The following is a 14,952-nucleotide window of genomic DNA, read 5'->3' as shown; positions in this document are numbered from 1 at the left end:
GTTGGCTCCTTGTCAGGCTGCGCGGGCGGGCGCGGCGATCAGGCCCGCTCGTGCGGCGATTCGGTGAAGGCCGTGCTCGGTGGCGTGCGCGACCGTCGGGGCATCGTGGCAGCCGAAGCGCGCGAGCGCCGCGCGATAGCGGTTGCACAGCGCGTCGTTGCCGATCAAGCGCAGCGTCCTGCCCGAAAGCGACGACTGCTGGCGCGCGAGCACTTCGTTCAGTCCGCGCAACTCGTGGCCGATCAGAAGTCCGGACAGATAATCCGGCTGCTGTTCCGCCGAAAGCTGGCCGGTCAGGCCGAGCGTGCGCGTGCTGAAGATCGTCGCGAGAAGCCCGGGATGACCGGCATCGCGCGCCGTATCGACGCCGCGCAGAAACGCCGGCTCGTCGTGCGTCGCGCTCGGATGCATCGTGCGACCGAGAATCGTGTGATCGCGCAGCGCGCCGAAGGTCTCGCCCGTCATGAAGGTGTAGAAACGTTCGATGCGCGCATCGGCGACGAATGCCCATTTCGCATGCGTGCCCGGCAGGCCGATCAGCGCGCCTTCGGCTGCGTTCAGCGACGCATCGCTCGACAGCGCGCCGAAGATCTGCGTTTCCTCGCCGCGCATTACATTGGGCAGCGCGCCTTGCTGCAGCACGCCCGGCACGACATGCAAAGTCACGCCGCGCGCCGTTTTCACCGTGACGATGCCGGCGACGAGCGCATCGGCATTGGCGGGCGTCTCGACATACGGCGCCTCGACCCAACCCTGCGCGCTGCCGACCATGCCCGCCGCGATGACGGGTAGCCGCGCATGCGCGTCGAGCCACATGCCGCAAGTGTCCTCGAACGCCTGATCGAAGCCGCCCGCGGGCAGATTCATAATGCCCGCCGCCGACGTGCGCGTATCGAGCGCAAGGCCGTCGCTGCCGAGCAGATAGGCGCGCAGGGACGTCGTGCCCCAGTCGAGCGCGATGAGTGCGGGGTTCGATCCGGATGAAGTCATCGCTTGATCCTGCGGGCGGGCTGCGGAGCCCGCCAGCCGAGTTCCTCGGAAATCGAGCGTGCCTCGCGCTGCACGACCGGGATCAGTTCTTCCATGCGCTCGTGGGGCATATAGGGAATCGTGCTCGCCACCGACAGCGCCGCGACGATCGCACCCGACGCATCGCGCACGGGCGCGGCGACGCAGCGGATCGACGCTTCGTTCTCTTCGAGGTCGAAGGTGAAGCCGCCCTGCGCATAACGCGTCATGCGCTGGTTGAACGTGTCGAAGTCGGGGCGATTATCGGGCTTGAAACTCGTCTTCGCGAGCGCGCGATGCGACGCTTCGAGCAGCCGCTTCCACGCGACCGATTCGAGGTCGAGCATCATCGCCTTGCCGATGCCCGTCGACGCGAGCGGCATGCGATGCCCGACGCGCGAGCGCATTTCCAGCCCGCGCGTGCCGGGAATCTTGTCGATGTAGAGGACGTCGTCGCCATCGCGCACGCCGAGGTGAATCGTGTCGTGCGTGTGATCGGCGAGCGCCTGCAGATGCGGGCGCGCAACGGCGGTGAGCGGCATTTGTTCGAGCGCGATCGTGCCCAGTTCGATCAGCTTCGGCCCGAGCAGATAGCCGCCCTGCACTTGCCGCAGATAGCGCGCCTGCACGAGCGAGCTGACCAGCCGGTGCGTCGTGCTGCGCGTCGTGCCGAGCGCAGCGCCGAACGAGCGCAGATCGCGCGCGCCGTTCGCGGCGGCTTCGAGAATCGCGAGACCGCGCAGCAGCGTCTGGGTGCCGGCCTGCTGCGGCGTGATGTCGACGAGCGCGCTGGGCAGTGCGATCGCGTCGGGATCGGGCGCGTGCTTCGGCGCGCTCGTGCCGACGGGCTTCACGCGAGGACCGCTCGTATGCGCGGCTTGCGCTTCGGCGTCGGTTTCCGGGTTCTGGAACTTGGTCATGGCGCGGGTCTCCCGGCTGTCACGATGCGCGCCGGTCCGCGCACGCGGGTGCGGATCGGGCGTGCAAGTCGAGCGAAGTGGCCCGCGCGTGCGGGCAGGCAATCGGATGCATGACGGTGTCTCCATTGTTCTGGTCATACGCGCCGATGGGTTTCGGGCCGTCGCACGACTATGCCGTTCAGGCTTTGGTCGGATTGTAGTTCCGGCTCTTTGATTTATTCAATATGTGACCGCACCGCTCACATAATGGGAATAAAGCTGACCACCGACAGCTTTCGCAAAACAAAAAAGCCCTGAAAAATCAGGGCTTTATATTGTTTAGCGCGGCGAACTAAATTTCATTGAGGCAGTTCCGCCGCGCCCATCCGGCGCGCGATCACACCCGCGCGCTGCGACAGATACGGCGCGTTCCGGTGATCGTCGAAATACTTCGGGCGCGGCAGCATCACGGCGAGGCGCGCGCCTTGCCACGCGGTAAGTTTCGCCGCCGAGGTTTTGTAGTAGTAATGCGCCGCCGCCTCCGCGCCGTACACGCCGTTGCCCCACTCGACCGAATTCAGATAGATCTCGAAGATGCGTTCCTTGTCCATCCAGAATTCGAGCATCCATGTGATGGCGAGCTCCTGCGCCTTGCGCACATAACTCTTTTCGCGCGAGAGGAAGAGATTGCGCGCGAGCTGCTGCGAAATGGTCGAACCGCCCGCGACGATCTTCCCGCGCGCCTTGTTCTTCTCCCACGCCTGCAGAATCGCGTCGGTCTCGTAGCCGTTGTTGTTGACGAAGTTGGCGTCTTCCGATGCGATGATCGCGCGCTTCAGATTGCGCGAAATCTGGTCATACGGCACCCACGTGCGCTGCAGCGCAACGCCGGGATGCGTCTTCGCGAGCGTCCAGGCGTCGGCGCGCATGAACGCGGTCGGACCGGGGTTCACGACCGTCCATACACCGATCTGCGCGAAGAAATAAAGCTGCGTGGCGATGAACGCAATGCCCAGCACCGACACGCCATACGCGATCCAGCGCGCCGGCCCGAGCCGCACCGCCTTGTGCGCGCGCGGCGTGCGGTGGTCGCGGCTGCCGATAGGCGCGGTGGTCATTTTCAGGCTTTGGCTGCGAGCATCTGGCGCAATTCGCGCAACACCGCGCCGCCGTCCGGGCGCACGCCGCGCCAGATGAAAAACGATTCGGCCGCCTGCTCGACCAGCATGCCGAGACCGTCCGACGCGCGCGCGCCGAGCTTCGTTGCATGCTGCATGAAAACCGTGGGCTGCGCGCCGTACATCATGTCGTAGGCGAGCGTGTTCGCGCCGAACGCGCCGTCGTCGCAATCGGGCAAGGCGGCGTCGAGGCTGCCCGCGGTCGCGTTGACGATCACGTCGTAGCACGCGCTATCGACGATTCCGGCGCTGTCCGCGCCGCCGCCCGAGAAGCGCACGCCGCAGTCGGCCGCGTTCTGCGCGAACTGATCGACGAGCTGATGTGCCTTCGCCGCCGTCCGGTTGACGATGGTGAGCGCCGCCGGTGCGCGATCGAAGATCGGCAGCACGACGCCGCGGGCAGCGCCGCCCGCGCCGAGCAGCAAAATACGCGCGCCCTTCAGACTCACGCCCAGATTCACTTCGATGTCGCGCACGAGCCCGACGCCGTCGGTGTTGTCGCCGCGCACGCCGTCGGGACCGAATGCCAGCGTGTTCACCGCACCCGCCGCCGCCGCGCGCGGCGACAGCGAATCCGCGAACGCGTGCGCGTCGAGCTTGAACGGCACGGTGACGTTCATGCCGCGCCCGCCCGACGCGATGAATTGCCTGACTTCACGCTCGAAGCCGCCGAGCGGTCCGAGAATGCGCCCGTATTCGACCGGCTCGCCGGTCTGCGCGGCGAATTTCGCGTGGATCCAAGGCGACTTGCTGTGCTCGATCGGATTGCCGATCACCGCGTATTGATCTTTCATGGCGTCGGTTCCTGCGCGTTGCCGGGCGTTTCGGAGGGTTGGGCCGTCGATGCTTCCGCCTGCGCTTCGGCTTCGCTTTCGGCGGAGAGATCGTCGGCCTCGATGATTTCTTCTTCCGCCTCGTCTTCCTCGACCGCCGCGCCCGGCGCATCGATCACGTTCAGCAGACGGCACGACGCTTCGACGGTGAGTTCATCGATGGATACGACTTCGAGCATCACACGCGTGCCGCGCGCATGCACGCCCAGGCCGGGCACGTGCAGGATCAGCGGAATCTCTTCGAGACGCACGAGATCGTCCTTGATGACCGATGCCGGAACGTGCCGCTTGTTTTCCTGCTTCAGCCAGCGCAGACACCAGAAATACTCCATGCGGCGCTGATGATCGGCGTACGCGGTGTAGGTATCGTCGAAGCCTTGCACCACGGCGAAGAGGTCGGCGTCCTTCGGCTTGAACGGCGCGGCGAGCTTCGCGGTCACGCCGTGCTGCGCGCACGCGATCAGTTGCCATTGATTGACGAGATCGACATAGCGGCGCAGCGGCGACGTGCTCCACGCATATTGCGCGACGCCGAGCCCTTCGTGCGGCGCGGGCGTCGTCTGCATGCGCGTGCGCTTCGGGCCCGGACCGCCGAAACCGCGCTGCGAACGGTAGATGCCCGGCACGCCGTGATCGTTGAGGAACGCGCCCCACGACGAATTCGCAAGAATCGCCAGCTCCGCGACGATCAGATCGAGCGGCGAACCGCGGCGGCGCGGCGTGATAGTGATGTGCTCGCCATCCACGTAAAAATTGAAGTCGTTGTTGCGCTGCACTTCGCGCTTCAGGCCATACGTGGCACGCGCCTGCTGGCGCTTTTCGAAGAGCGCCTGCGCGAGCGGCCACAGCACGGCGATGTCTTCCTTGTGCGGATAATCGCCCGTGCCGGCGGCGAGGCTTTCCTCGGTGACGTGCTCGTCGAGATGGTTGTGGCGCAGGTTGCTTTTCACGAACACGCGTTCGGCGCGCGTTTCGGTCGCGACGATATCCTGCGTCTCGCGATTCACGATGATGTAGAGCGACAGCGCCGGGCGCAATCCGCCTTCGCCGAGCGTGAATACATCGACGATGTTATCCGGCAGCATCGTGATCTTGTCGCCGGGCATGTAGACGGTCGACAGACGCCCGCGCGCGATCGCGTCGATGGCGTCGCCGCGCGCGATGCCGAGCGCCGGCGCCGCGATGTGAATGCCGATACGCACGCGGCCATCGGAAAGATCCTCGACAGAGAAGGCGTCGTCGATTTCGGTCGTGGTGACGTCGTCGATGGAGAACGCCTGCACGTTCGCTTCGGGCAGATCCTCCGGCAGTGGCCCCGGCTGCACCGACGGAAAGCCGATGCCGTGCGGAAAGTACTCCGACAAAAAGCGCGCTTCGTGCAGCGCCCGCGGCGACGCGATGCCGCCGCATTCGAGCATCAGCCGCGCCTGCGAAATACCGCGCGCGGCGGCCGCCGCTTCGAGCGCCTTGTATTCGATGGAATTCTTGTCGGGCTTCGTGAGCAGGCCGAGCGCCTTGCCCTTGAGCGCCTCGGGCAGTTTGCCCGCCTTCAGCTCGTCTTCGTAGCCTTGCTGCACGAGCGCCTGCTGACGCTTGCGTTCGAGGCCGGCGAGCGCCATCTGCAATTGCTCCTGCGGCGCGCGCTGATACTGCCCGCGCCCCTTGCGGCGGAAATACACCGGCGCGCCGTGCATGCGCAACACCAGCGCAGCGCGTTCGGAGGGGCCGAATTTGTCGCCGAAATAATCCGCGCCGAGCGCGGCGAACGGAAACTCGTCGTCGGGCGCGCATTCCCACAGAAAGTCGAGATCGATCTCCTGCGCGATGGCGTCGGCTTCCTGCATCAGGTCGCCGGCGGCGGGTTTCTCGAATTCGATCAGCACGTCTTTCGCGCGCACCTTCGCGCGCCGCCCGCCCGGCAACTCGACCTGGAACGCGTCGCCCTGTTTGGACAGCACCGATCCGGCCTTGAAACTACCCGATTCCTCGAAGAAAACGTTCACTCAATACTCTCGTAAGACGGTGGACCGGGTCGCGTCGTTCGCGCCGGTGGTTGAATGGTGTCAGGCTGCCGCGGGTGTCGCGAGCGGCGGCGGCGTCTGATCGCAGAACGCGATGACATCGGCGAGATAGGCCGGAAAGTCGCTGATCGCGTGATCGCCGCCCTGAATCAGCGTGGTCCGCACGCCGGGATAGTGGTCGAGCATGGTGCGGTAATCGAGCACTTCGTCGCCGGTCGCCGCGATCAGATAGTAGCGCTCGGGCCGCGTGATCGTTTCGACCGCGAGCGCGCGCAGTTCGTCGAGATGACGCGGCAATACGGTGATGCTGCCGTCGCCATGCCAGAGCGGCTGCTCGCCGAGATAGTGGCTCAGATCGCGATCCGGCACCACGGCGGGGTTGAGCAGCACGGCGCGCCAGCCGTGCTTTTCCGCGAGATGCGTGGCGTAGTAGCCGCCGAGCGAACTGCCGACGACGGTGACATCGCGCGCCTCGGTGCCCGCCGCGAGCGATTCCGCCAGCGCGACGGCCTCGAACGGCGACACCGGCAGCGTCGGGCACTGCCATTCGCCAAGCCGCCCGAGTTCCGCGAGCCGCGCGTGCATGACGCGCGCCTTGAACGACTGGGGAGACGAGCGAAAGCCGTGCAGATAGAGAATCACGAATGTCCTCCTGCGCCACGCGCCGAAAGCGCGTCGAGCAGTTTCTGATGCACGCCGCCAAAGCCGCCATTGCTCATCACGAGCACGTGGTCGCCGGGGCGCGCGGCGGCCGTGACCGCCTTCACCAGAGGTTCGATTTCGTTGAACGCCCGCGCCTTGTCGCCGAGCGGGGACAGCGCTTCGGCAAGGTCCCAGCTGAGCTTGTCGCGGCCTTCGCGCGCGCCATAGCCGAATACCAGATCGGCGTCGGCGAGACTCGCGGGCAACTGCGCTTTCATCGTGCCGAGCTTCATCGTGTTCGAGCGCGGTTCGAGCACGGCGAGAATGCGCGTGTTGTCCGACTTGCCGATGCGCGTGCGCAAACCGGCGACCGTCGTTTCGATGGCGGTCGGATGATGCGCGAAGTCGTCGTAGACCGTGACGCCGTCGACGCCGCCTTTCACTTCCATGCGCCGCTTGACGTTGCGAAACGCGGCGAGCGATTTCACCGACTGCGCCGCCGGCACGCCGACCGAGCGCGCCGCCGCGATCGCCGCGAGCGCGTTCATGCGATTGTGCTCACCCTGCACCTGCCAGTCGACGACGCCCTGCCGCACGCCTTCCCAGTACACGGCGAACTGCTCGTCGGCGCGCGCGCCTTCTTCCGCGGGCAGCGCCTGCCAGCCGCCCTCGACGCCGAAGCGCTCCACGCCCGACCAGCAGCCACGCGTCAGCACGCGTTCGAGCGCGGCTTCGCGCCCGTTTGTCACGATGCGGCCGATGCCCGGCACCGTGCGCACGAGATGATGGAATTGCGTTTCGATGGCCGCGAGATCGGGGAAGATGTCGGCGTGATCGAATTCGAGATTGTTGAGCACGGCCGTGCGCGGGCGATAGTGGACGAACTTCGAGCGCTTGTCGAAGAACGCAGTGTCGTATTCGTCGGCCTCGATGACGAAGAAGCTCGAATCGGTCAGGCGCGCGGAAATGCCGAAGTTGAGCGGCACCCCGCCGATGAGAAAGCCCGGATTCATGCCGGCGTCTTCGAGCAGCCACGCCAGCATGGAGCTCGTCGTGGTCTTGCCATGCGTGCCCGCGACCGCGAGCACCCACTTGCCGTTCAGCACATGTTCGCCGAGCCACTGCGGGCCGGACGTGTACGGCAGCCCGCGATCGAGAATGGCCTCCATCAGCGGATTGCCGCGCGTCACCACATTGCCGATGACGAACAGATCCGGTTCGAGCGAAAGCTGCTCGACGCCATAGCCTTCGATCAACTCGATGCCCTGCGCTTCGAGCTGCGTGCTCATCGGCGGGTAAACGCCCGCGTCGCAGCCAGTGACCTTGTGGCCCGCTTCGCGCGCCAGAACCGCGAGTCCGCCCATGAAGGTGCCGCAGATGCCGAGGATGTGGATATGCATAAAACGTGTCGCGCCGCGCGGGCGATTGAGATGCGAATCAGGGACGGCGCCGTTGCGTGCAGCTAAGAGCAACCTAAGGGCAAACCCGTGCAGAAAGGCGCCTGAAGGCGCATATTGTAACCGAGCGGGCTAAGCCTTCCGCCGCCTGCGCAAGCCCGCCGCACCCGGTCCGCAAAAGGGCCGCCCGAGGTTATCTAGTATCATTCCGGCATGGTTCGCAAATCACATTTCGATCCGCAACGCGTGCGCGAGGAAATCGCGATCGCGGCTGCGCGGATGATCGCCGAAGACGGCCTCGACTACTCCACCGCCAAGCGCAAGGCCGCTAAGCTCGTGGTCGGCGAGACGAAGATCGGCGGCGAATTCCTGCCCGACAACGATCAGATCGAAGAGGAAATCCGCGAATATCAGGCGATTTTCCAGAGCGACAGCCAGCCGGCCGTGCTGCGCCGCATGCGCGAGATCGCGCTCGACTGGATGGAGCGTCTCAAGCCCTTCGATCCGTATCTGACGGGCGCGGTGCTCAACGGCACGGCGGGCGAGCATTCCGACATCCATTTGCAATGCTTCTGCGACAATCCGAAGGAAGTCGCGATTTACCTGTTGAACGCGAACATACAGTACGACGTGTCGGAGACTCGGCATTTCGCCGGGCGCGGCTACGTGGAGACGCTGAGTTTTCTGCATCGGACGCGCGGCGAGGAGCCGGTCGGCGTGCATATCGCGCTCTATGGCCCCGATGACCTGCGCGGCGCCGTGCGCGCGGACGGCCGCGGACGCCTCGCGCGCGCGAATACGGCGGCGGTGCGCGCGCTGCTCGACCATCCCGACGCCCCGTCGCTCGAAATCGGCGGCTGATCTATCTTCCGGACGCTCATGAAAAGCACACGCATTCTTGCGGCTCTAGTGGTCGCGGTCGCCGCGACTATCGGCGGCTTCTACGCGGGCCACGTGTTCACCGGCAGCGACACCGTCGCCGCGACAACCCAGCCGGGCGGCAACGCCGTTGATCAACTTTGGAAGGCCACGCCGCCCGGCGCGTCCGGCACGGCTCAGCCGCTTTCGTCGTTCAAAGGCAAGCCGGTCGTCGTCAACTTCTGGGCGTCGTGGTGCGGTCCGTGCGTGAAGGAAATGCCCACGCTCTCCGCGATGCAGCGCGAATACGAGAAGAAAGGCATCACGTTCATCGGACTTGGCGTCGATAGCGAGAAGAACGTCAACGACTTCCTGCACAAAGTGCCCGTCGCCTATCCCGTCTACGTGACGGGTTTCGGCGGCGCGGACCTTGCGCGCAGCTTCGGCAATAATGCCGGTGGCCTGCCTTTCACGGTGGTGATCGATTCGAAGGGCGAGATCCGCTCCACGAAACTCGGCGAAGTCGATCCGGCCGAGCTGCGCCACACGCTCGACAACCTGTAAAAATTCGCAGCCGATAGACAGCGAGTTGCGTGAAGTAAGCTGTGAGTTAGCGGGCTTTACACGGAACTTGCGGAAAATTCGCCATATCGGGCGAAACCGCGCGGTAATTTGTCCCGCCGTTTCAGACGGGACCGCACAGTAAAACTAGACAAAATTCTCTAAACGGCGCTAAAGTGCGCCCAATTCCGCACAACCCGAAGCGACTATGACTACACCGCTGGCGCCAAAAGGCAAGCTCGCCGTCGAGTCCGGCTACCGTGAAACCGGTGCCGGCCGTCGCGAGGCGTCGCCAGCAGTCATGCGTGTGCGGTTCGGGCGCGCGCTTCAAAGCGACCATGCCGATGCGTTCGATTCGAACGTATCCGGCGTGTCGATCGATTCTGCCGTCGATTTTCCCGGCGGCGCATGCACGGGCGCGACACTGCGCCACGCGTCTGCGCGCGCTGAACGGTTGGCCGCGCTGGCTCGCCGCTGAAGTTAGAACACCCACAAATCAAGTCAAGTGCCGGGCCGATTCCCGGTCTCCAAGTATTGAAAGGGGATTTTTCGATGGACCTTCGTAAACTCAAAACGCTGATCGACCTCGTCTCGGAATCCGGCATCTCGGAGCTGGAAGTGACGGAAGGCGAAGGCAAGGTTCGCATCGTCAAGAACGCCGCGCCCGTCTACATGCAGGCGCCGCAGCAGTACGCGCCGCAAGTGCAGGCATCGGCAGCGCCGCAATTCGCCGCCACGGGCGAAGCGGGCGCGCCGGCACCCGCCACGCCCGCGGCATCCGCGCCGCAGGGCCATATCGTGACCTCGCCGATGGTCGGCTCGTTCTACCGCGCGCCATCGCCGGGCGCGGACCCGTTCATCCAGGTCGGCGATACGGTGAAGGAAGGCCAGACGATCTGCATCATCGAAGCGATGAAGCTCTTGAACGAGATCGAAGCGGACAAGGCTGGCGTCGTGAAGGAAATCCTCGTCGAGAACGGCCAGGCGGTCGAGTACGGCCAGCCGCTCTTCGTGATCGGCGACTAAAGGCGCGCCGGGCCGTGCCGCGGATGCTTCGCGCAGCCGCCGCCGGCTTCACCGCGCCGGCGCCCGAACGACCTCGATTCGTCGAGAAATGTGTCGAGAAGCGCGCCGCCGATTCGATCCCCGAGGGCCGCTCGCGCGTGCCCGTTGATGAGCCGACCCACTATGTTTGAAAAAATTCTCATTGCGAACCGCGGCGAAATCGCGCTTCGCATCCAGCGCGCGTGCCGCGAACTGGGCGTCAAGACAGTCGTCGTCTATTCCGAAGCCGACAAGGAAGCGAAGTACGTCAAACTGGCCGACGAAGCCGTGTGTATCGGACCGGCGCCTTCGAATCTCTCCTATCTGAACATGCCGGCGCTCATCAGCGCGGCCGAAGTCACCGACGCCGAAGCCATCCACCCCGGCTACGGCTTCCTCTCTGAAAACGCCGATTTCGCCGAACGCGTCGAGCAATCGGGTTTCACCTTCATCGGCCCGCGTCCCGAAACCATCCGGCTGATGGGCGACAAAGTCACCGCCAAGCAGACGATGATCAAGACCGGCGTGCCTTGCGTGCCGGGTTCGGAAGGCGCATTGCCGGACGATCCGCGCGAGATCGTGAAGATTGCGCGCACGATCGGCTACCCCGTCATCATCAAGGCGGCGGGCGGCGGCGGCGGGCGCGGCATGCGCGTGGTGCATACGGAAGCGGCGCTCGTGAACGCGGTCAACATGACGCGCGAGGAAGCGGGCCGCGCCTTCGGCAACCCGCAGGTGTACATGGAGAAGTTTCTCGAGAACCCGCGCCACATCGAGATTCAGGTGTTGTCGGACTCGTTTCGCAACGCGATCTGGCTCGGCGAGCGCGACTGCTCGATGCAGCGCCGTCACCAGAAGGTGATCGAGGAAGCGCCGGCGCCGGGCATCGCGCGCCGTCTGATCGAGCGCATCGGCGACCGCTGCGCGGACGCGTGCAAGAAGATGGGCTATCTCGGCGCGGGCACGTTCGAATTCCTGTACGAGAACAACGAGTTCTACTTCATCGAAATGAACACGCGCGTGCAGGTCGAGCATCCGGTGACGGAACTCATCACGGGCGTCGATATCGTGCAGGAACAGATTCGCATCGCGGCGGGCGAGAAGCTCGCGATCCGCCAGAAGGACATCCAGTTCAAGGGACACGCGATCGAATGCCGGATCAACGCGGAAGATCCGTTCAAGTTCACGCCGTCGCCGGGGCGCATCACGTCGTGGCACACGGCGGGCGGTCCGGGCATTCGCGTCGATTCGCACGCTTACGCCAATTACTTCGTCCCGCCGAACTACGATTCGATGATCGGCAAGCTGATTGCCTACGGCGCGACGCGCGAGCAGGCGATCAACCGCATGCGCATCGCGTTGTCGGAAATGGTCGTGGAAGGCATCTCGACCAACATTCCGCTGCATCGCGAGATGATGATCGATGCGAAGTTCGTCGAGGGTGGAACGAGCATCCACTATCTCGAGAACAAGCTGGCCGCGCGCCAGGCCGCGGTGGCGGAAGAGTCGTAAGCAAGGACGAGAGACACGAGCATGAGTTACCGGGAACTGATCGCCGAGCTGGATCGCGAGCACGCCGAAGCGCTGTCGGATGCGCTGCTTGAAGTCGGCGCGCTCTCGGTGTCCGTCGAAGACGCCGACGCCGACACGCCCGACGAGCAGCCGCTCTTCGGCGAACCGGGACTCGTGCCCGAAAAGAGCGCGTGGAAGCATTCGCGCGTGGTCGCCTTGCTCGCCGAAGACGCCGATCCGGCCGTGCTGCTCACGGCCGCCGCGAACGAAATCGGCTTGCAGCACGCGCCCGCGTTCACCGTGCGCGACGTCGAGGAGCAGGACTGGGTGCGTCTCACGCAGGCGCAGTTCGATCCGATTTCCATTGGCGAGCGCATCTGGGTCGTGCCCTCGTGGCACGACGCGCCCGATCCCGACGCACTCGTGCTCGAACTCGATCCGGGCCTTGCCTTCGGCACGGGCAGCCATCCGACCACGCGTCTTTGCATGGAGTGGCTGGAGCAGTCGGTGAAGCCGGGGCAATCGCTGCTCGATTACGGCTGCGGCTCCGGCATCCTCGCCATTCTCGCGAAGAAGTGCGGCGCGAATCCCGTGGTCGGCATCGACATCGACCCGCAGGCGGTCGAGTCGGCGCGCCAGAACAGCGAACGCAATCGCGCGGACGTGACCTACGGCTTGCCGGATGCCTGTCCCGATGGCGAGTTCGATATCGTCGTCGCGAATATTCTTTCGAATCCCCTCAAGCTGATGGCGTCGATGCTCGCCGCGAAGGTGAAGCCGGGCGGCAGGATCGCGCTGTCGGGCGTGCTTGCGCGGCAGGCCGACGAAGTCGCGGCGGTCTACGCGCAGTGGATCGATATCGGCGTCTGGCGCGAGCACGAAGGCTGGGTGTGCCTCGCGGGAACGCGGCGCGAAAGCCTTTAAAATAGCGCCATCTTCCACGATCAGGCCGTCAGGCCTACGGCACTTCTTATATGGCGCTGGCAACCCGCTGCCCCCACTGCGAAACCGTATTCAAGCTGGACCCGCATCTGCTCGCGCCGCATGACGGCCGCGTGCGCTGCGGACATTGCCAGGAAGTATTCGATGCCGCGCATCATCGCTTCGAGCTTCCCGACGAGCCAGCTGCGGCAGGCGCCGCGCAACATGCCGCGATCATCGACGACGACGTCGCCGTCGGTCCCGCGACCAGTTCGGGCGCCGGTCCCGTTCGCGCGCCGGAACTGCCCGCGCATGCTGCAACCGTCCCCGAACCGCCGCTGAAGCCGAAGCCCTTCGCACCGCGCAACCTGGAACTCGGCGCGGCAAAGCTCCCTGATACGCCAACTCCGTCAGCCAGCGCCGCTCCTGGCGAGCAGGACGAGCGCACGCTCTACGCGAACGCGCCCTCCTTCGCGGGCGCGCCCGGGCAAACGCGGACCGCGCCGCCGCGCGCCGAGGCGTCGCACGGCGCGGCGAACGAGCCTTCCGCGCTGCCCGCCGAACCGGGGCCGATCAAACAATTCGTGCGCGTGGGCGCGGCCCATCCCGAAGCGGCCAATTCGGCCCGAACCGGCGCCGATGCGCCGCCGCCCGGCGAGTTGCCCGCCCCGCCGTTCGATCCGCTGAAAGATCGCGCGGAGCCGTTCATCGGACCCGCGCCCCGAGTGGATGCGCCGCCTCCCCGCCCTGCGCCGGAGCCGCCCGCGTCACCCGCGTGGCGCGACGACGCCGAGCCCGCCTTCGCCGACGAGCCGCCCGCCGCGCCGCGCCGCTCGAGTGCGAACGAGAAGTTTCCGGTCATTCGCGAATCGCGCGCGGCCAGCCAGCCGCGCGAATTCCACCCGCCGGCGCGCGCGGCCGCGAGCAAGGGCAAGCGCATCGCGGGCATCATCGCCGCAGTGCTGCTGGCGCTGCTGCTCCTCGTGCAACTCGCATGGTGGCAGCGCGAAAGCGTGATGGTGCTCGTGCCCGGCTCGCACATGCTCTACTCGAATGTCTGCGATCAGATCGGCTGCACGATCTCGCTGCCGCGCGATATCGACGGCTTGCAAATCGAGAGCTCGGGGCTGCGTCAGGTGGACGGCCCGCACAAGCTCGAACTGAAGCTGTCGCTGCGCAACCGTCTGGACGTGGCGCTCGCGTATCCGGCGCTCGAACTCACGCTGCTCGACGACAAGAACAACGTCGCCATCCGGCGCGTCCTCTGGCCGCAGGATTACGCGCGACCGGGTACGATATTCGCCGTCGGCCTCGCGCCGCAGAGTGCGCAACCGGTCATCGTCCGGCTCGATACGGGCGATGCGGTTGCCGCGAATTACCGGGTTCAGGTCTTTTATCCCTGATTTCGCGACAGGCAGCGCGGCTTCGATGCCGCGTTGTCCGTCGCGCAAAGGGCTGAATCCCGTGCCGCACGACGCGCGTCGCTGCCTCAAGGCTTCGCACGCGCGATTTTCCCGTCAGCATCTGACAATTCTCTGGAGCGCAACATGAGTCAAGTTACCCTCGGCGGCAATCCCATCGACGTCGGCGGCACGTTTCCGGGCGCGGGCCAGCAGGCGCCCGAATTCACGCTCGTCGGCACGGATCTCGGCGACATCAAGCTCGCGAACTTCGCGGGCAAGCGCAAGGTGCTGAACATCGTGCCGAGCCTCGACACGCCGACCTGCGCCACCTCGACGCGCAAATTCAACGAAGCGGCAACGAAGCTCGACAACACGGTCGTCCTCGTGGTCTCGGGCGATCTGCCGTTCGCGGCGAAGCGCTTCTGCACCACGGAAGGCATCGAAAACTGCGTGACGGCGTCGACCTTCCGCGGCCACGAATTCGCGCAGGCCTATGGCGTCGACGTGACGAGCGGCCCGCTCAAAGGCCTGACGGCCCGCGCGGTCGTCGTGCTGGACGAGAACAACAAGGTTCTGCATTCGGAGCTCGTGACCGAAATCAAGCAGGAACCGAACTACGACGCCGCGCTCGCCGCACTGAAGTAAGTTTTGCGATGGACCGCCCGCATGCGGAGC

The 14,952-nt window shown here is 65.5% G+C and carries 15 protein-coding genes; 8 read left to right on the top strand and 7 right to left on the bottom strand.

Annotation, left to right across the window (positions count from 1 at the left end; translation table 11 throughout):
- Nucleotides 1-12 precede the first annotated feature (12 nt).
- From LY284_RS15520 to mpl, 7 genes are all read right to left on the bottom strand, one after another.
- Complete coding sequence (locus LY284_RS15520; protein ID WP_233387020.1) at nt 13-990, bottom strand: 2-dehydro-3-deoxygalactonokinase; 978 nt, start codon at nt 988-990, stop codon at nt 13-15.
- Nucleotides 987-1,928: an IclR family transcriptional regulator gene (locus LY284_RS15515; RefSeq protein ID WP_014192282.1), complete on the bottom strand. Its 942-nt coding sequence runs from the start codon at nt 1,926-1,928 to the stop codon at nt 987-989. The genes LY284_RS15520 and LY284_RS15515 overlap by 4 nt, the downstream gene beginning before the upstream one ends.
- 338 nt (nt 1,929-2,266) lie before the next feature.
- A complete protein-coding gene (gene mtgA / locus LY284_RS15510; protein WP_050878326.1) occupies nt 2,267-3,025 on the bottom strand; it encodes a monofunctional biosynthetic peptidoglycan transglycosylase in 759 nt (252 codons plus the stop codon).
- A 2-nt stretch (nt 3,026-3,027) separates the two neighbouring features.
- Complete coding sequence (gene aroE / locus LY284_RS15505; RefSeq protein WP_014192284.1) at nt 3,028-3,879, bottom strand: shikimate dehydrogenase; 852 nt, start codon at nt 3,877-3,879, stop codon at nt 3,028-3,030.
- Entirely contained in the window at nt 3,876-5,921 is a 2,046-nt protein-coding gene (locus LY284_RS15500) for a ribonuclease catalytic domain-containing protein (protein WP_233387018.1), read from the bottom strand. The genes aroE and LY284_RS15500 overlap by 4 nt, the downstream gene beginning before the upstream one ends.
- Before the next feature lie 60 nt (nt 5,922-5,981).
- Nucleotides 5,982-6,581: a YqiA/YcfP family alpha/beta fold hydrolase gene (locus tag LY284_RS15495; RefSeq protein ID WP_014192286.1), complete on the bottom strand. Its 600-nt coding sequence runs from the start codon at nt 6,579-6,581 to the stop codon at nt 5,982-5,984.
- Entirely contained in the window at nt 6,578-8,074 is a 1,497-nt protein-coding gene (gene mpl / locus LY284_RS15490; protein WP_375294261.1) for a UDP-N-acetylmuramate:L-alanyl-gamma-D-glutamyl-meso-diaminopimelate ligase, read from the bottom strand. The genes LY284_RS15495 and mpl overlap by 4 nt, the downstream gene beginning before the upstream one ends.
- 117 nt (nt 8,075-8,191) lie before the next feature.
- On the opposite strand from mpl, the gene LY284_RS15485 reads away from it, so the two are divergent.
- The 8 genes from LY284_RS15485 to tpx all read left to right on the top strand — a co-directional run bounded on the left by LY284_RS15485 (nt 8,192) and on the right by tpx (nt 14,922).
- Complete coding sequence (locus LY284_RS15485; protein WP_014192288.1) at nt 8,192-8,839, top strand: hypothetical protein; 648 nt, start codon at nt 8,192-8,194, stop codon at nt 8,837-8,839.
- 18 nt (nt 8,840-8,857) lie between these two features.
- Nucleotides 8,858-9,400, top strand: a complete 543-nt coding sequence (locus LY284_RS15480; RefSeq protein WP_014192289.1) for a TlpA disulfide reductase family protein — start codon at nt 8,858-8,860, stop codon at nt 9,398-9,400.
- 205 nt (nt 9,401-9,605) lie between these two features.
- Nucleotides 9,606-9,875 (top strand): hypothetical protein, encoded by a 270-nt coding sequence (locus LY284_RS15475; protein ID WP_045451062.1) that lies wholly within the window; start codon nt 9,606-9,608, stop codon nt 9,873-9,875.
- Nucleotides 9,876-9,949: 74 nt separating this feature from the next.
- Nucleotides 9,950-10,423 (top strand): acetyl-CoA carboxylase biotin carboxyl carrier protein, encoded by a 474-nt coding sequence (gene accB, locus LY284_RS15470; protein WP_014192290.1) that lies wholly within the window; start codon nt 9,950-9,952, stop codon nt 10,421-10,423.
- 162 nt (nt 10,424-10,585) lie between these two features.
- Nucleotides 10,586-11,953 (top strand): acetyl-CoA carboxylase biotin carboxylase subunit, encoded by a 1,368-nt coding sequence (accC, locus tag LY284_RS15465; protein ID WP_014192291.1) that lies wholly within the window; start codon nt 10,586-10,588, stop codon nt 11,951-11,953.
- Between the two features lie 21 nt (nt 11,954-11,974).
- On the top strand, nt 11,975-12,877 hold the full coding sequence (prmA, locus tag LY284_RS15460) for a 50S ribosomal protein L11 methyltransferase (protein ID WP_014192292.1): 903 nt from the start codon (nt 11,975-11,977) through the stop codon (nt 12,875-12,877).
- Between the two features lie 50 nt (nt 12,878-12,927).
- Complete coding sequence (locus tag LY284_RS15455; protein WP_233387015.1) at nt 12,928-14,277, top strand: DUF3426 domain-containing protein; 1,350 nt, start codon at nt 12,928-12,930, stop codon at nt 14,275-14,277.
- Nucleotides 14,278-14,421: 144 nt separating this feature from the next.
- Nucleotides 14,422-14,922 carry a thiol peroxidase gene (tpx, locus tag LY284_RS15450; protein ID WP_014192294.1) on the top strand — a complete coding sequence of 167 codons (501 nt, stop codon included), beginning with the start codon at nt 14,422-14,424 and terminating at the stop codon, nt 14,920-14,922.
- Nucleotides 14,923-14,952: the final 30 nt, after the last annotated feature.

The organism is Caballeronia sp. PC1, from assembly GCF_021353155.1.
In the GTDB taxonomy this organism is placed as follows: Bacteria; Pseudomonadota; Gammaproteobacteria; order Burkholderiales; family Burkholderiaceae; genus Caballeronia; species Caballeronia cordobensis.
This window is presented reverse-complemented; position numbering and strand designations above follow the sequence as displayed.

Coding starts and splice junctions, on each gene's coding strand:
- LY284_RS15520 (WP_233387020.1), bottom strand. CDS start 990: ATGACTTCATCCGGATCGAACCCCGCACTCATCGCGCTCGACTGGGGC.
- LY284_RS15515 (WP_014192282.1), bottom strand. CDS start 1,928: ATGACCAAGTTCCAGAACCCGGAAACCGACGCCGAAGCGCAAGCCGCG.
- mtgA (WP_050878326.1), bottom strand. CDS start 3,025: ATGACCACCGCGCCTATCGGCAGCCGCGACCACCGCACGCCGCGCGCG.
- aroE (WP_014192284.1), bottom strand. CDS start 3,879: ATGAAAGATCAATACGCGGTGATCGGCAATCCGATCGAGCACAGCAAG.
- LY284_RS15485 (WP_014192288.1), top strand. CDS start 8,192: ATGGTTCGCAAATCACATTTCGATCCGCAACGCGTGCGCGAGGAAATC.
- LY284_RS15480 (WP_014192289.1), top strand. CDS start 8,858: ATGAAAAGCACACGCATTCTTGCGGCTCTAGTGGTCGCGGTCGCCGCG.
- LY284_RS15475 (WP_045451062.1), top strand. CDS start 9,606: ATGACTACACCGCTGGCGCCAAAAGGCAAGCTCGCCGTCGAGTCCGGC.
- accB (WP_014192290.1), top strand. CDS start 9,950: ATGGACCTTCGTAAACTCAAAACGCTGATCGACCTCGTCTCGGAATCC.
- accC (WP_014192291.1), top strand. CDS start 10,586: ATGTTTGAAAAAATTCTCATTGCGAACCGCGGCGAAATCGCGCTTCGC.
- prmA (WP_014192292.1), top strand. CDS start 11,975: ATGAGTTACCGGGAACTGATCGCCGAGCTGGATCGCGAGCACGCCGAA.
- LY284_RS15455 (WP_233387015.1), top strand. CDS start 12,928: ATGGCGCTGGCAACCCGCTGCCCCCACTGCGAAACCGTATTCAAGCTG.
- tpx (WP_014192294.1), top strand. CDS start 14,422: ATGAGTCAAGTTACCCTCGGCGGCAATCCCATCGACGTCGGCGGCACG.